Source organism: Faecalibacterium faecis (assembly GCF_040096475.1).
In the GTDB taxonomy this organism is placed as follows: domain Bacteria; phylum Bacillota; class Clostridia; order Oscillospirales; family Ruminococcaceae; genus Faecalibacterium; species Faecalibacterium taiwanense.
The window spans coordinates 1-22,098 of sequence record NZ_JBBMEP010000009.1 but is presented as its reverse complement, the minus strand read 5'-3'; the positions used below and the strand labels follow the sequence as shown (position 1 = coordinate 22,098).

At 61.1% G+C, this 22,098-nt stretch carries 24 protein-coding genes and 1 tRNA gene; all 25 read left to right on the top strand.

Features of this window, described 5'->3' with window-relative positions:
• Positions 1 to 27 precede the first annotated feature (27 nt).
• On the top strand, positions 28 to 516 hold the full coding sequence (locus WMO17_RS06080) for a DUF669 domain-containing protein (protein WP_349137672.1): 489 nt from the start codon (positions 28 to 30) through the stop codon (positions 514 to 516).
• Positions 516 to 2,141, top strand: a complete 1,626-nt coding sequence (locus WMO17_RS06075) for a DEAD/DEAH box helicase (protein WP_349137671.1) — start codon at positions 516 to 518, stop codon at positions 2,139 to 2,141. The genes WMO17_RS06080 and WMO17_RS06075 overlap by 1 nt, the downstream gene beginning before the upstream one ends.
• Positions 2,142 to 2,146: 5 nt before the next feature.
• Positions 2,147 to 4,381: an AAA family ATPase gene (locus WMO17_RS06070; protein WP_349137670.1), complete on the top strand. Its 2,235-nt coding sequence runs from the start codon at positions 2,147 to 2,149 to the stop codon at positions 4,379 to 4,381.
• A 272-nt stretch (positions 4,382 to 4,653) separates the two neighbouring features.
• Positions 4,654 to 5,064 (top strand): RusA family crossover junction endodeoxyribonuclease, encoded by a 411-nt coding sequence (locus WMO17_RS06065; protein ID WP_349137669.1) that lies wholly within the window; start codon positions 4,654 to 4,656, stop codon positions 5,062 to 5,064.
• Positions 5,064 to 5,483, top strand: coding sequence for a hypothetical protein (locus tag WMO17_RS06060; protein WP_337678810.1), 420 nt, complete (start codon positions 5,064 to 5,066; stop codon positions 5,481 to 5,483). The genes WMO17_RS06065 and WMO17_RS06060 overlap by 1 nt, the downstream gene beginning before the upstream one ends.
• 234 nt (positions 5,484 to 5,717) lie before the next feature.
• The gene (locus WMO17_RS06055; protein WP_349137668.1) at positions 5,718 to 6,104 is read left to right on the top strand and encodes a hypothetical protein; all 387 of its coding nucleotides are present in this window, start codon (positions 5,718 to 5,720) and stop codon (positions 6,102 to 6,104) included.
• Positions 6,091 to 7,347, top strand: a complete 1,257-nt coding sequence (locus WMO17_RS06050) for a phage terminase large subunit (protein ID WP_349137667.1) — start codon at positions 6,091 to 6,093, stop codon at positions 7,345 to 7,347. The genes WMO17_RS06055 and WMO17_RS06050 overlap by 14 nt, the downstream gene beginning before the upstream one ends.
• Positions 7,344 to 8,849, top strand: coding sequence for a phage portal protein (locus WMO17_RS06045; protein WP_349137666.1), 1,506 nt, complete (start codon positions 7,344 to 7,346; stop codon positions 8,847 to 8,849). The genes WMO17_RS06050 and WMO17_RS06045 overlap by 4 nt, the downstream gene beginning before the upstream one ends.
• The gene (locus WMO17_RS06040) at positions 8,849 to 10,597 is read left to right on the top strand and encodes a phage minor capsid protein (RefSeq protein WP_349137665.1); all 1,749 of its coding nucleotides are present in this window, start codon (positions 8,849 to 8,851) and stop codon (positions 10,595 to 10,597) included. The genes WMO17_RS06045 and WMO17_RS06040 overlap by 1 nt, the downstream gene beginning before the upstream one ends.
• Before the next feature lie 31 nt (positions 10,598 to 10,628).
• Positions 10,629 to 10,790, top strand: a complete 162-nt coding sequence (locus tag WMO17_RS06035; RefSeq protein WP_165852862.1) for a hypothetical protein — start codon at positions 10,629 to 10,631, stop codon at positions 10,788 to 10,790.
• Between the two features lie 64 nt (positions 10,791 to 10,854).
• On the top strand, positions 10,855 to 11,235 hold the full coding sequence (locus WMO17_RS06030; RefSeq protein ID WP_349137664.1) for a beta-sandwich lipoprotein: 381 nt from the start codon (positions 10,855 to 10,857) through the stop codon (positions 11,233 to 11,235).
• A gap of 70 nt (positions 11,236 to 11,305) precedes the next feature.
• Positions 11,306 to 11,382, top strand: a tRNA-Trp gene (locus WMO17_RS06025).
• Between the two features lie 92 nt (positions 11,383 to 11,474).
• A complete protein-coding gene (locus WMO17_RS06020) occupies positions 11,475 to 12,023 on the top strand; it encodes a phage scaffolding protein (RefSeq protein ID WP_349137663.1) in 549 nt (182 codons plus the stop codon).
• An 18-nt stretch (positions 12,024 to 12,041) separates the two neighbouring features.
• A complete protein-coding gene (locus WMO17_RS06015) occupies positions 12,042 to 12,902 on the top strand; it encodes a phage major capsid protein (RefSeq protein ID WP_294647796.1) in 861 nt (286 codons plus the stop codon).
• A 4-nt stretch (positions 12,903 to 12,906) separates the two neighbouring features.
• Positions 12,907 to 13,281: a head-tail connector protein gene (locus WMO17_RS06010; protein WP_349137662.1), complete on the top strand. Its 375-nt coding sequence runs from the start codon at positions 12,907 to 12,909 to the stop codon at positions 13,279 to 13,281.
• Positions 13,281 to 13,682 carry a DUF6751 family protein gene (locus tag WMO17_RS06005; RefSeq protein WP_349137661.1) on the top strand — a complete coding sequence of 134 codons (402 nt, stop codon included), beginning with the start codon at positions 13,281 to 13,283 and terminating at the stop codon, positions 13,680 to 13,682. The genes WMO17_RS06010 and WMO17_RS06005 overlap by 1 nt, the downstream gene beginning before the upstream one ends.
• 4 nt (positions 13,683 to 13,686) lie before the next feature.
• Positions 13,687 to 14,073, top strand: a complete 387-nt coding sequence (locus WMO17_RS06000; protein ID WP_349137660.1) for a minor capsid protein — start codon at positions 13,687 to 13,689, stop codon at positions 14,071 to 14,073.
• On the top strand, positions 14,070 to 14,528 hold the full coding sequence (locus WMO17_RS05995) for a hypothetical protein (RefSeq protein WP_349137659.1): 459 nt from the start codon (positions 14,070 to 14,072) through the stop codon (positions 14,526 to 14,528). Before WMO17_RS06000 ends, WMO17_RS05995 begins: the two co-directional genes overlap by 4 nt.
• Before the next feature lie 13 nt (positions 14,529 to 14,541).
• Positions 14,542 to 15,078 (top strand): phage tail tube protein, encoded by a 537-nt coding sequence (locus WMO17_RS05990; protein WP_349137658.1) that lies wholly within the window; start codon positions 14,542 to 14,544, stop codon positions 15,076 to 15,078.
• Between the two features lie 110 nt (positions 15,079 to 15,188).
• On the top strand, positions 15,189 to 15,671 hold the full coding sequence (locus WMO17_RS05985) for a DUF6673 family protein (RefSeq protein ID WP_349137657.1): 483 nt from the start codon (positions 15,189 to 15,191) through the stop codon (positions 15,669 to 15,671).
• Entirely contained in the window at positions 15,664 to 16,263 is a 600-nt protein-coding gene (locus tag WMO17_RS05980; RefSeq protein WP_349137656.1) for a Gp15 family bacteriophage protein, read from the top strand. The genes WMO17_RS05985 and WMO17_RS05980 overlap by 8 nt, the downstream gene beginning before the upstream one ends.
• 178 nt (positions 16,264 to 16,441) lie before the next feature.
• Positions 16,442 to 19,378: a tape measure protein gene (locus WMO17_RS05975; protein ID WP_349137655.1), complete on the top strand. Its 2,937-nt coding sequence runs from the start codon at positions 16,442 to 16,444 to the stop codon at positions 19,376 to 19,378.
• Positions 19,379 to 19,390: 12 nt separating this feature from the next.
• Positions 19,391 to 20,254 (top strand): phage distal tail protein, encoded by an 864-nt coding sequence (locus WMO17_RS05970; protein ID WP_349137654.1) that lies wholly within the window; start codon positions 19,391 to 19,393, stop codon positions 20,252 to 20,254.
• A gap of 11 nt (positions 20,255 to 20,265) precedes the next feature.
• Complete coding sequence (locus WMO17_RS05965; protein ID WP_349137653.1) at positions 20,266 to 21,258, top strand: siphovirus ReqiPepy6 Gp37-like family protein; 993 nt, start codon at positions 20,266 to 20,268, stop codon at positions 21,256 to 21,258.
• A gap of 9 nt (positions 21,259 to 21,267) precedes the next feature.
• Positions 21,268 to 22,098: phage baseplate protein (locus WMO17_RS05960; protein ID WP_349137652.1), on the top strand; the 831-nt coding region annotated here is incomplete at its 3' end.

The following is a 22,098-nucleotide window of genomic DNA, read 5'->3' as shown; positions in this document are numbered from 1 at the left end:
AGTTTTATAATAAAGGAGTAATTACTTATGAACGAAATGAACACCACCGACCGCGCCCTGAGCTGGGACGACGAATTTACCAACGAGCAGCAGGAGTTCGTGCTCCTGCCCGAGGGCGAGTATGCCTTTGAGGTCACCGGCATGGAGCGTGCCCGCTTTGAGGGCAGCGCCAAGCTGCCGCCCTGCTCCATGGCAAAGCTGACCCTGAAGATCTTCGGCGGGGCCAAGGGCGACACCACCGTCACCCACCGCCTGTACCTGCACACTAAAACGCAGGGCCTGCTGGGCGCTTTCTTCGAGAGCATCGGTCAGTGCAAGCGGGGCGAGACCTTCCGCCCCCGCTGGAACGAGATCGTGGGTGCCAAAGGCATCTGCAAGCTGGGTATCCACGAGTATACCAAGCAGAGCGGTCCTCATGCAGGTGAGACCGGCCAGAGCAATGAGGTGCAGCGCTTCCTGCCGCCGCCGGAACCCAAGGCCGCACCCACTCAGGGCTGGACGCAGGGGGCATTCTGATGGGGCAGGAACTGAGACCCTACCAGCAGCAGGCCCGTGAACGCATCCACGCCGAGTGGGAGAACGGCCACACCCGCACCCTGTTGGTGCTGCCTACCGGCACCGGCAAGACCATTGTGTTTGCATCGGTAGCTGCCGATCAGGTGCGCGCCGGTGACCGGGTGCTCATTCTGGCGCATCGCGGTGAGCTGCTGGAACAGGCAGCGGACAAGCTGCAGCGCTCCACCGGCCTTGTCAGCGCGGTGGAAAAGGCAGATGCCACCTGTCTGAATACATGGTTCCGTGTGGTGGTGGGCAGCGTGCAGACCCTGCAGCGCACCGCCCGGCTGGAACGCTTTCCCCGGGATTACTTTGGCACTATCATCATCGACGAGGCCCACCACGCCATCACCGACGGATACCGCCGCATCCTCGACTACTTCGGCAGCGCCAAGGTGCTGGGCGTGACCGCCACGCCGGATCGCGGCGACATGCGCAATCTGGGCGAGGTGTTCGACAGCCTTGCCTTTGAGTATAAGCTGACCGATGCCATCAAAGAGGGTTATCTGTGCAGGATCATGGCCCAGACCATTCCGCTGAAGCTGGACATTTCTTCTGTCACCATGAGCGGCGGGGACTACGCCGTGGGAGACCTCGGCACTGCGCTTGACCCCTATCTGGAACAGATCGCCGCCGAGATGGCCCAGCGTTGCAAAGGCCGCAAAACGGTGGTGTTCCTGCCCCTCATCACGACCAGCCAGAAGTTCCGCGGCCTGCTGAACTCCCATGGATTCCGTGCCGCCGAGGTCAACGGCCAGAGCACCGACCGCAAGGAAGTGCTGGCGGATTTCGATGCAGGCAAATACAACGTGCTGTGTAACTCCATGCTGCTCACAGAGGGCTGGGACTGCCCGTCTGTGGACTGCGTGGTGGTGCTGCGGCCCACCAAGGTGCGCAGCCTGTACAGCCAGATGGTAGGGCGCGGCACCCGGCTTTCCCCGGGCAAGACCGACCTGCTGCTCCTCGACTTTTTGTGGATGACCGACAAGCACGAGCTGTGCCGCCCGGCTGATCTGGTCTGTGAGGACCGCACCGTGGCCCGGCAGATGACCGAAAATCTGGCCGAGAGCGGCTGCCCGGAGGACATCGAGGAAGCCGCCGTGCAGGCCAGCGAGGACGTGGTGGCCCAGCGGGAAGAAGCACTTGCAAAACAGCTGGAAGAACAGCGCCGCAAAAAGGCCAAGCTGGTGGACCCGCTGCAGTACGAGATGAGCATTCAGGCCGAGGACCTTGCCGGGTATGTGCCGGCCTTTGGCTGGGAAGCAGGCCCGCCCACCGAACAGCAGGCCGCCGCGCTGGAAAAGCTGGGCATCCTGCCGGACGCGGTGGAATCCGCAGGCAAGGCCAGCCTTTTGCTGGACCGGCTGCACAAGCGCCGGGACGAAGGGCTCACCACCCCAAAGCAGATCCGCTGTCTGGAAAAATACGGCTTTCAGCACGTGGGCAGGTGGAGCTTTGAGCAGGCTAAACACATGATCGACCGCATTGCGGCGAGCGGCTGGCGGGGTGTGCCCAAGGGCGTTACTCCCAGCACCTACACGCCGCCCGCAGAACCGGCCTTTCCGGATAGCATCTTTGGATGGTAACGCGAATGGAACATGAAAATGAACTCAAGGAAGCATTGGACTTCGTATCCCCGTCCGCCCTGACCTATGACGAATGGCTCATGGTGGGCATGGCCCTGAAGGATGCTGGTCTGCCCGTTACCCTCTGGGAACAGTGGAGCACCCGCGATGCGGGCCGCTATCATAAGGGCGAGTGTGTCAAGAAATGGGAAAGCTTTCACGGCGGCGGGGCCAGCCCCGTCACCGCAAGCAGCATTTTTCAGCTGGCCTACTCCCACGGATGGAGCGGCCCCGCAGGCCACGCTCTGGACTGGAACGATGATATTTCTGCCGGCACCGGCGCACAAACCGAGGGTCGTCTGGTAGACCCACGCTGGGTGGAAGCCCACGAGCTGGCCCTGCCTGAAGAGTGGCACCCCGCCGACCAGCTAAAGCGCTACCTGCAAGCCCTGTTTGAGCCGGACGAATATGTGGCCTATGTGACCGAAAGTTTTATGGCCGCCGACCGCCGCCGCCCTGCAAAAGGCAGCTGGACCCGCACCGCAGGGCAGCTCATCACCGAGCTGGATGCCTGCGGCGGTGACCTCGGCAAGGTGGTGGGCGACTGTGATCCTGAAGTAGGTGCATGGATCTGCTTCAACCCTGTGGACGGCACCGGACGCAAGGATGCCAATATTACTGCCTATCGCTATGCCCTCGTAGAGTGCGACAACATGGAGCTGGGCAAGCAGCAGGCCATCATCAAGCAGCTGGAACTGCCCTGTGCCGCGCTGGTCTACTCTGGCGGCAAGAGCGTCCACGCCATCGTGAAGGTGGATGCCCCGGACTACGCCGAGTACCGCAGGCGTGTGGATTATCTCTATTCCGCCTGCCAGAAAAACGGCCTGACCATCGACCAGCAGAACCGCAATCCTTCCCGCCTTTCCCGGATGCCCGGCATCCTGCGCGGTGACAAACGGCAGGTGCTGCTGGAAACGAACATCGGGAAATCCTGCTGGGATGAGTGGCGGGACTGGCTGGAAGCGGAAACCGACGAGCTGCCCGAGACCGAGAGTCTGGCCGACGACTGGGAGAGCCTGCCCCCGCTGGCCGATGCCCTCATCACCGGGGTGCTGCGCAAGGGCCACAAGATGCTGCTGGCAGGCCCCAGCAAGGCGGGCAAGAGCTTTGCCCTCATCGAACTGTGCATCGCCATCGCCGAAGGCAGGCCGTGGCTGGGCCGGTTCTCCTGCGCACAGGGCAAGGTACTGTACATCAATCTGGAGCTGGACCGGGCCTCCTGCCTGCACCGCTTCAAGGACGTGTACACCGCCCTCGGCCTGCCCCCGCAGAACCTGCGAAACATCGACATCTGGAATCTGCGCGGCGCGTCCGTGCCCATGGACAAGCTGGCCCCAAAGCTCATCCGCCGGGCCCAGGAAAAAGGCTACACCGCCGTGATCCTCGACCCCATTTATAAGGTCATCACCGGCGATGAGAACTCTGCCGACCAGATGGCAAAGTTCTGCAACCAGTTCGACCTTGTGTGCCGCGCGCTGGACTGCGCTGTGATCTACTGCCATCACCACAGCAAAGGTGCCCAAGGCGGCAAGCGCAGCATGGACCGCGCATCCGGCTCCGGCGTGTTCGCCCGCGACCCGGATGCCATGCTGGACATGACCGAGCTGGTGCCCACCGATGCCATCCGGGAACAGCTGCATAACAAAGCCGCCTGCCGCGTGATCAAGGCCATGCTGGACAAACGCGGACATGCGGATGCCTACGACTTGGATGATACCCTCAGCCGCCACCGGATGCTGACCATCGCAAAGGAAAAACTGGGCCTTGCAGATCTGCGGGCCATCGATGCTGAGGTCGCGGCTGCTGAGAAAAAGGCCGACGGCATGACCGCATGGCGCATCGAGGGCACCCTGCGCGAGTTTGCCCGCTTCGACCCGGTGAACCTCTGGTTCGACTACCCCGTGCACAAGCAGGACAGCGGCCTTCTGGAAGACCTGCAGCCGGACAACGATTTCAAAACGCTGGGCAGCCGCGGTGCATCCAAGCGCTGGGGCGATAAAGGCAAGGTGACCAAGGACAAAAAGGCCGAACTGGACACCGCCTTTGAAGCCTGCATGATGGATGGCGAAGTTACCGTCTATGCGCTGGCTGAATACATGGACCTGAAGCCCCGCACCATCAAGACGCGGCTGAAAGATGACGGACGTTTCTGGATCGATGGCGAGAAAGTGGGACGCAAGGAGCCCGGCAGCGCAGGTTAAACAAACCGTAATAAGTCAGATTACAATTTGTTGTAAAAATGCAGAAATAGCCGCTATTTTGCACGACACGAAAAACTGCAATTTTGCAGTTATAGCCGCTATGACTGCAGATTTTGCAGTGCAAAATAGCCTATATATAATAGCTAAAACTGCAACTGCAATTGTGATGGGGTCTCCCGAAGGATGGGGCGACCACAGCCCCCATCCATTCGGGGAACCCTCCCCATCACGTTGGCGCTAAAACCTGAAAAAAGAAAAACGAGGTGAACCCCATGTACATGCAATTCTTTCTCCCCATGCAGCCGCCCACCACCACACACAACGCAAAGCAGCTGCACGCCTACATGAAGGGCGGGCAGCCGCACGCGGTGCTCCACGACAGCCCGGAACTGAAACAGACCCGTGCCAAGCTCCACGCCCATCTGGCACCCCACGCGCCGGAAAAGCCCATCCCCGCAGGCCGTCCGGTGCGTCTGCTGGTCAAGTGGTGCTTTCCCGCCGAGGGCCACAAAAGCGGCAGCTGGCGCACCGCAAAGCCGGACACCGACAATCTGGAAAAGGCCCTCAAGGACGAAATGACCCGCCTGCACTTCTGGGCCGATGACGCGCAGGTGTGCAGCGAGATCGTAGAAAAATTCTGGTCGGACCCCTGCGGCGTGTTCGTCCGGGTGGAGGAACTGTAATGACCTACGAAGAGAAAAAGGCATGGCTCTGGCGGTTCCGGACGGCCAAGCGGTTTGAGCTGCTCAAACTTGACGAGCTGGCCACGCTGCAGACCGATGCCACCCACACCACCCAGCGCTTTTCCCCCGTGCCGGGCGGCAACGGCGACGGACAGGCTCTGCCCCGCAGTGTGGAACGCATCGACGAGGCCCGCCGGGCCGCTGAGGCACAGTCTGCCGTGTGCGACGCCATCCGGGCCGAGATCATGGAGGTGTTCCGCCAGCTGGACGATGAGGTGGATTTCATGATCCTGTTCCGGCGGTACATCCTGCTGGAGGACTGGCCGGACATCGCGATCCACATCCGCATTTCCCGCAGTCAGATGTTCCAGCGCCACAGCGCGGCCATCAAAAGACTGGAGATCAAAAGTCCGGACTGAACCGGAGCGAACCGGACTTGATAATACTGTCAACCCCTGCTAAAATTTAAAATGCCGAAGCCCGCAGGAAAGACTTACTCCCTTCATCCCTGCGGGCTTTGTGCTGCCCGGCTGACGCAGAGGATCACCTTTACCGACCAACAGCCTGAATGTACCAGCCGGGTTTCTTTGTTATATCCTGCCGTTCGGATCTTCCGGGCGGTTTTTTGATTTTACGGCAAGAGAGGTGGTGACGTGGCCAACGAAGAAAATCTCATCCCGTTCAATGAACGAACGGAGAGCGAACAGAGACAGATCGCCCAGAAGGGCGGCATTGCTTCCGGTGCGGCCCGCCGCCGCAAGCGCAGCATGAAAGAAGCGGCGGACTACTATCTTAGCCTGCCGGAGACCGACCGCCGCCGGGTGAATGCCCTGCTGCGGGATGAGGTGGACAATGAGGACATCGACAATCAGATGTCGGTGGTCATGGGCATTACTGAAGCCGCCAAGCGCGGTGATGCCCGTGCCGCCGGGGTGCTGCTGAAGATGCTGGGCGAGGAGACCGTGCAGGAGGACCCGGCGGCGGATGCACTGGAAGCTGCCCGCAAGCTGCTGGGAGGTGTGGACAGTGCCATTGACTGAGTTTCAGCAGGAGTTCCTTCGCAATTGCTCCCACCGCTGGAACATCAAGACTGGGGCCACCCGCTCCGGCAAGACCTATCTGGACTGCGCTGTTACCATCCCCAAGCGCATCTGCGCGGCCCGGGACGAGGGCCTTTGCGTCATGCTGGGCAACACCCTCGGCACGCTGGAGCGCAACGTGCTGGAGCCCATGCGGGCCCTCTGGGGTCCGGAGCTTGTGGGCGTGGTGCGCACCTCGGCGTCCGGCAACATCGTGCAGCTGTTCGGCCGCAAGGTGTACGTGCTGGGTGCCGACAACAAAAAGCACATTGCCCGCATTCAGGGTGCAGCCTTCGAGTACGCCTATGGGGACGAGATCACCACATGGGACGAAGGTGTATTTCAGATGCTGAAAAGCCGTCTGTCCTGTCCGCACAGCCATTTTGACGGCACCTGCAACCCGGATAACCCACAGCACTGGTTCAAGCAGTTTCTGGACAGCGACGCGGACATCTACTGTCAGGCCTACACCATCGACGACAACCCCACTCTGCCGCCGGAGTTCGTGGCTCATCTGAAAAAGGAGTACGCGGGCACGGTCTACTATAACCGCTTCATCCTCGGCCAGTGGGCTGCAGCGGGCGGCATCATCTACCGGCCCTTTGCGGACAGCATTGCCGCCGGGGATGGGCGTTTCCTCTGGCCTGCGGACAAGCCCTGCCGCCCGTGGCGCATCCACATCGGGGTGGACTTCGGCGGCAACGGCTCCCGGCACGCATTCGTGGCCACCGGCATCCTGTCCTACTACGCGGGGGTCGTGGGGCTTGCATCCGCCCGCATCGACCCGAAGGATCAGGACGCTGACTACCTCGCCGCGCAGCTCATCGATTTCTGCACCGCCGTGTTCGCGCGGTACGGCGAGATCCACTATATTTTCTGCGACAGCGCCGAACAGACGCTGATCAACCACATCCGCACCCGGCTGCGTGCCTGCCCGCTTTCCTGGCTGGCCGACCGGGTGCAGAACAGTGCCAAGATCCAGATCATCGACCGCATCCGCCTGACATCCATTCTCATGGGTGGCGGGCGCTTTTGGTATCTGCCGGAAGCTGCCACCTTGCGGGATGCCCTTGCCGCCGCCCTGTGGAGCCAGAAGCACCCCGGCGTGGATGAACGTCTGGACGACGGCACAACCGACATTGATACATTGGATGCCTTCGAGTACACCATTGAACGCGATTACAGGAGACTGACTGCAAGATGAACGTTGCCGATTTTATCGATTACCTGAACAAAACAAAGCATCTTCACCTCGATGCGGACTACTACGGCAACATCGAAGTCTGGCGGCAGTGGTGGAAGGGCGACGTGCCCGACATCCACGACCAGAAAGAGGATGCCCCGGACGGCAGCGTCATTTCGCGGCGTCTAGCTTCCCTGCGGATGCCGAAGCACGTCTGCGAGGACTGGGCAAACCTGCTGCTCAACGACAAGACCACTCTCCAGATCGGCGATGCATCCACCTCTGCCTATCTGCTGGGCAGCGATGAACAGCAGACCGGCGGCCTTTTGCGGCAGCTGCATTTCTGGGAGAACGCAAACCGGCTTGTTGAGCAGGCCTACTGGTCGGGCACCGGCGCTTTTGTGATGAGCGTGGAGAACCTGACGGTGGATGCCTCCGGCAACGCTCTGCCTTCGCCGCAGGGGAGCATCCGGCTGGACTACGACCCAGCCTGCTGCATCCTGCCCATCAGCGTGGAGCGCGGCGTTGTGACCGAAGCGGCCTTTGTGTCCGAGTGCATGATGGGCGGCAAGCCTGCCGTCTACCTGCAGACCCACACGGTCAGGAACGGCAGCCGCACGATCACCAACGAATGGTTTGAGGTGACGGACGACATCTCCGGCACACCGAAGTTCTCCAAGCTCACCGAGGACAAGACCCTGCCGGGCACGGTGAAAAGCATCACGGTCACCGGCGCACCGGCATGGTTCAGCCTGTTCAGCCCGGCTGCTGTCAAGAACCTTGACGGCGGCATGGGGCTGGGCATGAGCATCTTTTCCGAAGCGCTGGACGCCGCGCAGATGGTGGACTACGCCTTCGACAACTACCGGCAGGATATCCGCCTCGGCGGCAAGAAGATCTTCTATGACCGCTCCCTGTGCCGCAAGTGGGTGGACAAGGAAGGCACCGAGCACGCCGTGCCGCCGGATGCCGTCCACCGCCAGATCTTCTACGAACTGCCTGCGCCGGAGGGCAGCATCGACCAGCCTGCTGCATGGCGGGAGTACAACCCCGACCTGCGCACCGCTTCCAACCATCAGGCGGTGCAGGACGCGCTGGACATGATGAGCTTCAAGTGCAAACTGGGCTGCCACCGCTATAAGTTCGATCAGGGCACCGTGACCACCGCCACCGAGTACACCGGCAGCCGTCAGGATCTGGTGCAGAACGCCAACAAGAACCAGATCCCCATCGAGACGGCACTGATCGGCATTCTGCGGGCCATCCTGTGGGCCGCAAAGAACCTGCTGGGCGCACCGGTGGACCCGGAGACCAGCATTTCCGTCAACTGGGACGACAGTTACATCGTCAGCGAGGCCGAGCGCACCAGCCAGCTGCGGGAGGACGCTCTGGCAGGCCTCGTGCCCCGCTGCCGGTACCTCTCCGCCCGGTACAGCCTGAGCGAGGAGGAAGCCCACCAGTGGACAGAAGAAGCCAAGGCAGACAGCCAGTCCGAAGAGCAGATCACCTTCGGGGGTGCCTGATGCTGCCGCCGTCTTACCTCGACCAGATGCCGGATGCCTTTGTGCAGCTCTGGCAGCAGGTCGAAGAGCAGATCCTGCAGGACGTTGCCCGGCGCATCGGCAAGATGGACAAAGTGACCCCCACCGCCAACTGGCAGCTGTGGCGCTACCAGCAGACCGAAGCGGTGCGCAACGACGTGGTGAAGCTGCTGGCGAAGTACACCGGCAAGAGCGAAACGGCCATCCGCAAGCTGCTTTTGCAGGCCGCCACCGAAGCCATGGAGCGGGAGGATGCGATCTATTACCACTACGACATGGAGCCGCCCCCTTTTGAAGAGAACGCCGCCCTGAACAACCTGCTGGATGCCGGCGCGCGGCAGACCTGCGGCACATGGCAGAACCTGACCGCCACCACGGCAAACACCGTCACAGGGGCCTTTGAGCGCACACTGGACGCTGCATGGCTCAAGGTGAGCACCGGTGCCTTCGACTACAAAACCGCCGTCAAGCAGGCCGTGGACAGCCTTGCAGACGACATGCCCATGGTCACCTATCCCAGCGGCCACACCGACAGCATCGAGGTGGCCGCCCGCCGTGCCGTGCTCACCGGTGTAAACCAGACGACTGGCAAGCTGCAGGTGGCCCGCATGGACGAAATGGGCTGCGAATTTGTGGAGACGACCGCCCACGGCGGTGCCCGTCCTTCTCATGCAGAGTGGCAGGGCAGGCGCTTTCACCGGGGCGGCGCGGTGGACTACAAGGGCAGGCACTACCCGGATTTTGAAGCCGCCACCGGCTACGGCACCGGCGCAGGCCTTTGCGGCTGGAACTGCCGCCACACCTTTTCCGCGGTGTTCCCGGAACTGGGCGACCCGCCCCAATGGACACAGGAGCAGCTGCGGGAGCTGAACGCCCGGAACATCGAGTGGAACGGCAAAAAGTACACCGCCTACGAGATATCCCAGATGCAGCGTGCCAGGGAGCGGAACGTCCGCCGCTGGAAAAAGCGGTATCTGGCCGAGGATGCTGCCGGGCTGGACACCACTGACAGCGCTGTGCGCCTGAGAGCAGCCCGCCAGAGCCTTGCAGAGTTTGCACAGGCCACGGGTGGCCGTGTGGACAGCGCCCGTGTCAGCGTGCCCAAGTTCGGCAGGAGCGAAGCCAGCAGGGCAAGCGCACAGGTGCGGAAGGCATCCTCTACATACAGCAGCTTGAACACAAAGGCGAAACCTGTTACAATGCAGTCAATCGCAAATATTAAGTCGTTCAGCTGTGACACACTGGATGCCGCCGGGCAGCAACAGCTGAAAAACGCCCACAAACGCCTTCTCATGGTCGCTTCAAAGCAGCCGGAAAATGTTGAAGTGGGCAGGGTGTTCGACATCAAGATGAAGCCGCTGACGAAGGATATCATCGGCTTGCCGGATGGTCATTCTGTTCAGCTACCAAACCCGGATGTACCCTATATTGCGATTCATACCCATCCTGCGTGCGGTAGCTTTTCAAATGGTGATCTGCGGCAATTTACGCGAAACGCAAATTTGAAGCTGCTTACTGCTCTTGGGCATGATGGGCATATTTACGCAATCGAAAAGACTTCGACTTTTCAAGAAAGCTCCGCGAAACAGGCCATTTGGCAAATGGATTGCGCAATTGATGAATTGCTCAAGTCCACGCTGACGGATGAACAGGTTCTTGAAAAGGCAGAAGGGGTTATTTCGGACTGCATAAAGGAGTTGCAGAAAAATGGTGCCAAATTCTACGAATAAACCTTCTTACACAGAACAGGAAGTCAGGGAAATGCAGCAGGTTCTTCTGGAAACTCCTGTAGATCCGGCATATGATGATATTTGCAACTCATTTTACGATGGGTGGGACAGAACTGTACACCGTCAGATGTATGCTCGTGACTGCTACAGTATTTTGAAAGAACTTGGCAAGCTCCCGCCCGGCATCGAATAACCTTAACCACCATCCACCCGGACGGTGGTTTTCTTTTGCCCATTTTTACAGAAAGGAACGAACCATGAAAAAGATTCTTCTCGCCCTTGCGCTGGCCGCATCCATTCTGCTGTGTGGCTGTTCCAGCGAAGCCGAAAAGGCCAACTACAACATCTCCAAGCAGGCAGATTACTTCGAGAGTGAGCGCAAGATCACCGTCTACAACGCCCGCACCGATAAGGTCATTATGGAAGCCGAAGGCTACATGTCCATCTCCAACAACTCAAACAATGAGCTGGTCTGCACGGTGAAAGTCGGCCCGGATTCCTACCGCAAGAACTACATCTACCTGAACGACTACACCATGTATGTGGTAGAGGACATCACCGGCGCCCATACCGACCCCTACCACTACAAGCTCTATTTCCACACTGACATCCTGCCCAGTGTGGAGGTGAAGCCGTAAAAGTCATTCACGGAAATCCCCCATTTTAACCACTATGTGCCCAGAAAAAGGCTTCATAGTGGCTTTTCATGCCGTTTTAGCTCATGTCGGAAGAGCGCCGGTCTCCAAAACCGGAAGCGGCAGGTTCGAGTCCTGCAAACGGTGCCATGCGGCGGGCGGCGCGTACCCCGCCCACGACCGAATACTGACAGAGAACAGTGTAAAAAACTGAGGTCTCACACACGAAAGGAGTTTCCACCATGAAGCGTGAAGACGTGAAGAACAAGATCCCCGGCATCACCGATGAACAGCTGAACTGGATCATGCAGGAGAACGGCGCAGACATCAACCGGGAGAAGTCTGCCGCCACGGCCCTGCAGACCCAGCTGGACAACGCAAACGCCCAGCTCAAGACCGCACAGGACGGCCTGAAAGCCTTTGACGGCGTGGACGTGGCAGGCCTGCAGGAGCAGGTCACCAAGCTGAAGGCCGACATGAAGGCGCAGGCCGAGGGCTTTGCCTTCGATAACGCCCTGAATGCCGCCATCATGAGCAAGAAGGGCCGCAGCGTCAAGGCAGTGCGGGCTTTGCTGGATCTGGATGCCCTGAAAGGCTCTGCCGACCGCAGTACCGACATTGCAAAGGCACTGGACGATGCTGCCAAGGCGAATCCGTGGGCCTTTGGTGAGGACGGTGCAGCCGGTGTGGCCGTGGTCTCCACCGGAGCCGAGCACGGTGCCCCGCCCGCCAACGAGAGCGATGGTGTGGAAGCCGCTTTCAAATCCCTGAACCCTGAACTGAACCTGTAACAACGAAAGGAGATTTCTATGGCACATGCAAGTCAGGAGCGTTACTCCGCTCTGGTGGATGCAAAGCTGCGTGCGACTCTGGTCACCCGCGACAATACCATCTTCAACAACCGCTACGAGGGCAGCCCCAAGGCCGGTAAGGTCAAGATCCCTGTCCGCGACACTGAGGTTGCCGTCAAGGCCTACGACAAGGCAAACGGCGTGGATGCCGATGCCGGCACCACCACCTATCTGGATCTGGATATCGACAACGACGAGGCCGTGAACGAGATCATCGACGGCTTCGACGCTGCATCCGTGCCCGACGGCATCACCGCCGAGCGTCTGGACAGCGCAGGCTACTCCATGGCTCTGTCCATCGACAAGAAGTCCATCGAGGCGCTGCAGGGCGCAGCGGGTGCCAACATCAGCGCCACCAAGACCGCCTGCACCGCTTCCACCGCCTACAAGGAAGCTCTGGCCGCAAAGCGCACCCTGAGCCGCAACGGCGTGCCGCAGGCCGGCCGCTGGATGATCGTCAGCCCCGAGTATCTGGAGCTTCTCATGCAGGACGACCGCTTCATCAAGCAGGGCGATCTGTCCCAGCAGCTGGTGCAGACCGGCGCAGTGGGTCAGATCGCGGGCTTTGCGGTGTACGAGTCCAACAACATGGATTTCGAGAACACCACCCGCGTGGCCAGCAAGAAAACCACCACCGAGTTCATCTGCGGCCACCCCAACTGGTGCCACCGCGTCATGGAGTGGCAGACCACGGTGCACCTGCAGGATCTGGGCGGCTCCGGCAAGTACATCGGCGCATCCGCTGTGCAGGGGCGCAAGGTGTACGGCATCAAGGTGTCCAAGCCCAAGACCCTGTACATCAAGCGCATCGAGGCGTAAGGCCATGCTCTACTGCACCTATGACCAGTATGCGGCTGCAGGCGGTACAGTGCCGGAAACGGCCTTCGGGGTGCTGTGCAGCCGTGCTTCCCGCATGATCGATGCCGCCACCTTTGGCCGGGCGGAGAGCCACGCCGCCGGGTGCGAGGCCTGCCGGGAAGCGCTGGCGGATGCCTGCGGGCAGATCGTCGGCCTGCTGGCCGCTGCATCTGCGGCGGGCGCTGTGCCTGGTGCTGCCAGCGTCTCCAACGACGGCTACAGCGTCACCTTTGGCAGCAATGCCAGTGTGACCGCCGCAGCCCGGCAGGAAGCCTATGAGATCATCCGTACCGCGCTGGGCAATGACCCGCATGACTTACTGTACAGGGGGATTCTGTGATGCAGACAGCTGTTACTGTTGTAAACCTCATCCACGACACTGCCACCGAGACGGACAGGCCGATGTGCTGGGTGTTCCCGGGGTGCAGCTGGCGAGAATGCCGCTCCACCTCCGGCTCCGGTACTGCCAAGGACCCGGAGCGCACCACCCACATCCGCATCCCGGCCAGCGTGTGCACCATGGGCTATCTGCCATTCGCTCAGTGGACGGCTCTGCCTGCGGCGGAAAAGGCCAAGCACTGGACCCTGAAACGCGGCTGGAAGCTGGTGCAGGGCGCGGTGTCTGCCTTGACCGCCGAAGAGTATGCCAAACTCGAAAAAACGCACCTGTGCTGCACGGCGGCGGCTGTCTCCGATAACCGGGAGCCGCTGCTGCCCCACTGGCACGTGGAAGGGAGCTGATCGTATGAGCGCACCGGTTTTTGATTTCAAGATCACATTCCGTCCCGGCTTTCAGGCCGACATGGACGCGCGGTTCGCAAGGCTGCAGTTTGCCTTTTCACAGAAAGTGGTCGATGTTGTGGACAAATATGTGCCGCTGGAAACCGGCACACTGAAAGGCAGCGTGAATCAGGCATCCGACTTTAAGGAAGGTCTGCTGGTGTACAATACGCCCTATGCCCGCAGGCAGTATTATCTGCATGAACGGGGCACCGACCTGCACGGCGCGAAGGGCGAAACGGAACGTCACCGCGGTTCCTACTGGGGACAAAACGCCATTGCCGACCACAAGGACGAGCTGGAAAAGTTCGCCCATGATGCCGCAAAGCAGTTTCTGGGAGGGAACAAATGAGCGAAACCGTAAAGCCCACCATTGCCGCCCTGCGGGCATGGCTCAAGACCTGCCCGCTGATCGCCGACGAGCAGGAAGCCACCGGTGCAGCATTCCGCATTGCCGGACTGGAAGAAGAATCCACCGCCTTTTCCATCGAGGACAGCCCCGGTGATCCCATCATCACCGAGTATTTCTCCGGCTGGGACATGGCGAAGAATTACCTCTTCCTCAGCCGCCGGGAGTACAGCGAGGTGGATGCCGTTAACATCCAGAACAGCGGCTTTTTCGAGCAGCTCACCGAGTGGGTCATGCAGCAGGATGCCCGCCATAACCTGCCCGACCTCTCGGCCTGCGGCGGGAATAAAACCCCCACCGGCATTGCCGTGACGAACAGCGGCTACATCGTCACAAACAGCGCGGGCAACTGTAAGATGCAGCTGCAAATGCGCCTGACCTACTACATGCCCAAATGAAAGGAGTTTTGATATGACTGTATCTGAAGCCATTACCAAGTCCGGCATCACGCCCAGCGCGTCGTATACCGGCATTGAGACGGCGAACGATTTTGTGCTGGCGTTCCAGATCGAGAGCACCCAGACCAAGGAAAGCCAGTGGATCGTCTGCGCCGACCATGTGAAGGAGCATTCCGGCTCCCTGAACGCCACCACCGAGGATGCTCAGTACATCCGTACCGGCAACGTCACCGAAAAGACCGGCACCCAGCGCACCCTTACCGTCAACGGCGACCGCTGCGTGGGCGATGATTTTCAGGATTTTGTGCTGAGCCACAAGATTGTGTACGGTACCGGCAGCGATATCATCGTGCCGTACATCTATTTCAGCCTGCGCACCGGCAAGGGCGAACAGGGCCGCGCTGCCATCATCGTCACCAGCGACGTAGGCGGTGCAGCCGGTTCCAAGGCCACCTTTGCCTGCGACGTGAAGGCCATCGGCACGCCGGACGAGTTTGACTACAACCCCGCCACCCAGTCCGCTGAGCCTGCCAAGGCCGTCAAGGGCTGATTTTTTTTTAACACAGTCCCCGCTCCGCACCGGAACGGGGATCTTTTATGCCGTGATTAGTTTTCTCCGGGGCAGAACCGGGGCACGGCTCAACTGAAAGGAGCCAGAACATGGTTATTTGTGGACAGGAATTTGAATTTTCCCTGATGAACGCCAACGACCTTGACCGCTTTGAGGACGCCAACGAGCGGATGCAGCGCCGGAGCGCCGAGGAGTCGGAGCAGTTCCAGCGCGGCGGCGTCCGTCTGGGCGACCATGCACGTGCACAGGCACGCATTGCCATGGACTGCATCGACGAGATCCTCGGTGCAGGCGCGTCCGACCGTCTGGGGCTTAACGAAAACTACATGGCACCCATCTATGACGTGATCGAGGAGCTGGGCAATGCCTTCGCCGCCGAGAAACAGCGCTATGCCGCAAAGCCTGCCCAGCCCATGAACCGGGAGCAGCGCCGGGCACAGGCCAAAAAGAACAGGCACAAGCCGCCCGTGAGCTATCCCGCACCGCCTGCCGCTCAGATGGTGGAACGGGTAGACAAGGCTGCCCGGCGCAAGCAGTTGCTGGCTGAACTGGCAGCGCTGGAAAATGGCTGATCTGCTGACGGCACATCTGCCGGATAGCTGGCAAGGCAGGCGAATCGACCCGGATTTCCGGCACATGGTGCGGCTCTCCAACGCCTACGCCCACGGCAGGCTGGACGGCGAACACCCGGAAGAAGCCCTTGCGATCATGGAGCGGTTCTATCATAAGCCTGTGCCGCCGGAACAGCTCCCCGATGCCTACGGCTGCATGGTGGATTTTTACCGTGCCGGTGAGCAGGCCGCAGCAGGCACTGCAAGTGAACCTGACAGCGGCCCGGAAAAGCCGCCCGCTTTCGACTACCAGTGCGATGCCGGTTACATCGTGGCGGCATTCCAGCAGGCCTACGGCATCGACCTGACCCGCGAAAAGGTGCACTGGTTCCGGTTCCGGGCACTGTTCGCGGCCCTGCCGGAGGAGACCCTCATGGCTAAGATCATGGGCTGGCGCACCATGGACTTGTCCGAGTACGAGGGCAGTATGCGTGCCCACTATGCCGACCTGCAGGAGCGCTTTGCCCTGCCCGCTGAGCTGAGAGGGGGTGCCGCCCGTGTCGTTTCGGTCGAAGAGCACGATGCCGCGTTCCTCGCACGGTTCCGACATTAGCCGCGCCCCGGTGCCCTGCCCATACTGCGGGCGGGCGCTGCCGGTGTGGGCAGAAAATGCCGCATCCGCCCATGGCCTGTGGGTAAAATGCAAAAATCCCGCCTGTAAGCGGGAGGTAGAGATCAAGTTATAACAGCCTGTGCCCTTGTGCCCGCGCTCCGAATGAGAGGTGGACACAGTGGCAGATTTCAGCATCACCGGCGAAGTAAGGCTGAACAGCGACCCGGCAGAAAAAAGCACCAGCAAGTGGACGGTAGCCGCCGGGCAGATGATCGCGGACTTTGCAAAACAGGCATCGTCCAAGCTGGCCGAGGTGGTCAAGAGCGGCGTGGACTACAACGCCACCATGGAAAGCTACCTGACCAACTTCAAAGTCATGCTGGGCAACGAGGAGGCCGCCGCCACAAAGCTTTCTGAGATCCGCAAAATGGCGGCGGCAACGCCTTTCAGCCTGTCCGACCTGACCGAGGGCACCCAGACGTTGCTGCAGTTCGGCATTGCGGCAGACGACACCACCGGCGTGCTGCAGCGGCTGGGTGATATCTCGCTGGGCAACGCCGAGAAACTGCAGACCCTGACCCGCGCCTACGGCAAGATGTCCAGCGCCCAGAAGGTCACGCTGGAAAACGTCAACATGATGATCGATGCGGGTTTCAACCCGCTGAACCAGATCTGTGATGCCACCGGCGAGAGCATGTCCGACCTGTACAAGCGCATTTCGGACGGCAAGGTCAGCTTCAGCGAGCTGGAAGCAGCTGTGGAAGCCGCCACCAGTCAGGGCGGGCAGTTCTACAACGGTATGCTGGAAGCCAGCCAGACCTTCAGCGGGCGCATGTCCACCCTGAAGGATAATGTCAGCGCCCTGACCGGTGAGCTGACCAGCGGCCTGTTTGCGGCTCTGGGTGATTTGGTGGTCAAGCTGAACGAGGTGGTGGTCTCCTTCCTCGACAGCGACGAGAAGATGGCCCAGCTCAAGGAGACCATCGGTATTGCAACGGCTGTTGTGGCCGCTGCCGGAACAGCGTTTCTGACCTACAAGGGCTATGTAGCCGCCGCTACTGCAATTGAAGTGGTTCACACTGCCGCGACCACGGCCATGACCGCTGCTCACAAAGCCGCCGAAGCCGGGGCGACCGGCCTTGCAGTCGCGCAGGCAGGTTTGAACGCGGTTCTCAAGGCGAACCCCATCGGCCTTGTAGTGGCGGCGCTGGCGGCTCTGGCGGCAGGCCTCGTGACGGCCTACAAGACCAGCGAGACCTTCCGCAATGCCGTCAACTCCGCATTTGCGTCTGTGAAAAAGATCGCACAGAACGCCATCGGCACGGTGGTGGACTGGATCAATGAGCTGGTCGCCAAAATCAGGGGCGCGGCGGCTGCACTGGCAAACCTGAAAAACGGTGTCGGTGCGGCACAGGACGCCTACAATGCCGCCTACAACGGCTACATGGACAACTATAACAAGCGCAAGAACGCGAAACAGTGGGACAGCTCCCACAAAGACCTCGAATGGGACGATGACAACGGATGGGTCCCGAAGGGCACAAGCAGCTCCGGCAACGGCAGCAGCCGTGCCGGGAGCCAGACAGCCGCGAACCCCTACCCGGCCATCACCAGCGGAGCCAAGAAGGCCAGCAAGGCCACGAAGCAGGCCGCCGCAGAAGTCGTCAAGTCCATCTCGGACACCACGACCGAAATCGACGGCAAGATCACCCGCACCACCGAAAACATCACCGAAACGCTCTCCAACGGCAAGACCCAGCAAAAGCAGGTCATCACCGAGACTTCCCGGCAGATGGTGGATGGTGTGCTGAAGGATGTCAAGACCATCACAGAGGTGGCTGCGGACGGCACCAAGACCGTCAAGCAGACCATGGAGACCGTCCGCGAGACCGCCAAGACGGTCACTTCCACCTTCGAGACGCTGGCAGACGGGGTCAAGACCACCACCCAGACCGTCACCGAGACCCTGACCGACGGCACCGAGACCCAGAAGCAGGTCATCACCGAGGTCTACGACGACATCGTGGACGGTGCCCTCGTGACCATCGAGCGGGTCAAGACCATCGCGGCCGACGGCACCGTGCAGGTGTCTGAGCAGATCAAAAAGTCCAGCGCGGACACCTTTGACGGCCTGTGGAAGGAGATCCAGACCGAAGCAGATACCGGCGTGCTGGGCACCTTCGATGATCTGTACACCGCCGTCAAGAACCAGGACTGGCTGAGCATCGGCAAGTGGGTCGCAAGCACCATCTACAGCGGCCTGACCGCCGACCAGAAAAAGCAGGTCAATGATTTTGCCCTTGGCATCGTGACTAAGCTCAACAAAGCGCTGGGCGGTGCCCGCGATCAGCTGGTGCAGGGTGCCATTGATCTGGGCGGGCAGATCGTGAACGGCCTGACCAGCGGCTTCTCTGAGGTCTGGCAGCAGGCGCAGGGCCTCGGCTCCACCCTGATAGAGATCTTCGGCGGGCTGAAAACACCGCTGAGCAATGCGGCCCTTGCCATCAGTCAGGGCATGAAAGGCGGCCTGATCTCTGCATTCCCGGAGATCCTCGCTTCGCTGGGCGGCCTGATCGGGTCTATCGGCGGCGCGTTCGTAGCAATGCTGGATGCCATCGCTGCGGCGCTGTTCCCTACTGGCTTTGGCACTCCGCAGGCTCTGCTGATGATCGCAGCGGGCGTAGCCCTTGCTGCCGTCATCGCGGGCATCGTTGCCTCGATCGGCGGCTCTTTCAGTAAGAAAGGCTCGTCCGGGCGCGGCAGCTCTTCCGGCGGGTCCTCCGGCTCCGGCAGCATGGGCAGCGTGGATATCACCACCGGCACCGGCAGTCTGGAAGATGCCATCAACGCCAACACCAAGGCGCTGGAAAAGACCAACTCTGCCCTTGCCGATATGATCCGGCAGGCGGGGGCGCTGGTGCTTTCCGACAACATGCGTCTGGGCAGCACCGTGGCTGCATCCGGCACCGCACAGGTGGTGTCTGCTGCCAACAGCTACCACCGGGAGGGCGATACCAACATCACTCAGAACATTTACAGCAAGGCCCAGACGGCGGCAGACCTCCAGCGGGAAGCCCGCTGGGAAGCCGACAAGGCCAAGGCCCGCAAACGATGAAAGGAGGACACTGTGCTATTTAAGGACCATCTCAAAATCGTGACTGATGCCGGTGCCGTCCTGCATCTGGGCTGGGACTACGATGCCCCTTACGTTCTCGACCCGCTGAACGGCATCGACGTGGACTTGAAAACCGCGCAGGGTGTCAATCAGGTAGGCGACACTGTGGAGGGGCAGAGCGTCTCCGGCGTGTCCCGCACCCTCGATGTGGTGTTCTGGGGCGCGTATGCGCTGGACAATGCCCGGGCGTTCAGAAAAAAGCTGCCCTACTTCACCAAGGGCACCCTGTACTTTGGCGACCACTACTTCACCCGGTTCGTGCTGCAGAAAACGCCCTACTTTTCCAGCTACACGCCGCAGCCGCGCTGTTCGCTCATGCTCTACAGCGAAAAGCCCTTCTGGTACGACCTCAACGCCGTCAGCAGCGTGCTGGGCGGGTATGAGAAAGCGTTCCGGTTCCCCGTCTGCTATGACCGCCACATCTACGGCATCAAGCGGGACGGCACGGCGGCAGTGCTGCGCAACGAGGGCAGCCTTCCGGTGCCCTTCACGGCCACCCTGCGGTGCGACATGCCGGTGACACACCCCAAGGTGGTGGATCTGCAGACCGGGGCCTTCATCGGCTTTGACCTGACCCTGCAGCCGGACGAGACGCTGGAAATCTACCGCAGCACATCCGACCGGCTGGCCTGCACCCTGACCCGGGCAGGCGTGACCGAGAACATCTTTGCAAAGCTGGACGAGGACAGCACCCTCACCGAGCTGCAGCCCGGCGATAACGTGCTGAGTATGCAGGCCGAGAACGGCTCCGGCTACCTGCAGGCATCCGTCAGCTTTTACCCGATGGAGGCGGGCATCCTGCCCGAACCGCTATGAGAATAGACGTTTTGGACGCAGACACCCTTGCCCGCGTGGGCTGGGTGGACGTGTGGGTGTCCCTCTACTGGGACAGCCCCTATTACTCCGAGGGCAGTTTTACCCTTGAGGTGCGCCCCACCACCGAGAACCTGCAGCTTTTGCAGGAGGGCCGCTGGCTGGTGCGCAGCGACGAGAACCCCCGCATCCCCATGCGCATCTGCTCCCGCGCCAACCAGAACGAGGACGCAAACCTTGTGGTGTCCGGCTACCCGGCAACGTGGCTGCTGACCAAGCGGGTGTCTGCGGTGAGCGTCAAGAACCAGAACGCGGAAGCGGCCATGCGCAGCCTTGTGAGCGCCGCAAAGCCATGGCCCCGCCTTGCGCTGGGCACCGAGTACGGCTTTGACACCACCTTTGAAAAGCAGACCTCCGGCGGCAGTATTTTCGACTACTGCAAGACCATCGGGCAGGCGTGCGATCTGGGGTTCCGCATCGTGCTGGACGGCAAGGGCAGCAAGAAAAAGCTGCTCTTCGAGTGTTTCCGGCCCACCTTCGACCCGAACCACAGATACAGCCCCCGGTGGGGCAATCTGCTGAATGCCGGGTGGAGCTTTTCTGATACCGATTACGCCAACGTGGGCCTCGTGCAGGGCGCTGGCGAAGGCGACGAGCGGGCCACCGTCTGGGTGGGGGATGTAAACGCCACCGGCTCCGACCGGCGGGAAATGTACATCGATGCCCGGGACGTGCAGCCGGAGGACGGCGAGACCAGCTCCAGCCAGAGCTACCTGGAAAAGCTGGCCGACCGGGGCGGCGAAAAACTGCTGGGCCAGCTGCGCACCGGCAGCATCGAGTTCGACGTGGACGATGATACCCTGCAGGTGGGCGACGTGTTGAGCGCCAGCCTGCCGCAGCTGGGCTACACCGCCATGGTGCGGGTAGCCGACATCATCACCCAGAGCGAGGACAGCGGCACCACCCGCACCATCCGGCTGGGCACGCCCACCTGGCACAAGACTTAGGAGGACTTTATGGCTGATATCATTACTTACCCCGAAAACGGCATTACCTACGATGCCGACGACGCTTCGGGCTACCTCGCCACCCGCCTGAGCGGCGTGTACAGCGCCGAGGAGGATTTCTCCGTCACGGCACAGGGCGGCCTGAGCGTGCAGGTGAGCGCCGGTCAGGCATGGGTGCGCCCGGCGCGGTTCAAGGGCCGCAGCATCATCATGGAGCAGCCCACCACCGTGGTGCTCACCGAAGCGGACCCTGTACGCAGCCGCATTGACCGCATCGTGCTGCGCTACGATGCCGCCGCCAAAAAGACCAGCCTGCAGGTGCTGGAAGGTGTCCCGAATTCTGCCGGGCCTGCTGCCCCGGCCATCACCCGCACCGAGCTGATCTACGACCTCTGCCTTGCCGAGATCAAGCGCCCTGCAGGCTCCACCGCCGTTACCGCCGCCGACATCTACGACACGCGCGCAGATGAGACCGTCTGCGGCGTGATGCGGGATGGTGTGCATGGCATCCCCACCGGCACGCTGGTGCAGCAGTGGAAGGCCGTGATCGAATCCATGAGGGGTGGCAGCTTTTACACCCGTGCCGAGGTGGATGCGCTGTTGAAAAGCTTGAAAAGCGTGGATCCTTTTCCCGTGGGCAGCATCTACCAGAGCACCGCACGTACAAGCCCTGCCGCACTGTTCGGCGGTACATGGCAGGAGATTGCGCAGAACCGGGTACTGATGGGTGCTGGCAGCGGCCACGCAGCGGGCACCACCGTGGAGGCCGGACTGCCGAACATCACAGGCTCTTTTGTCGCGGATGTAAAAAAGGGTGAACATAAGGTATCCGGCGCATTC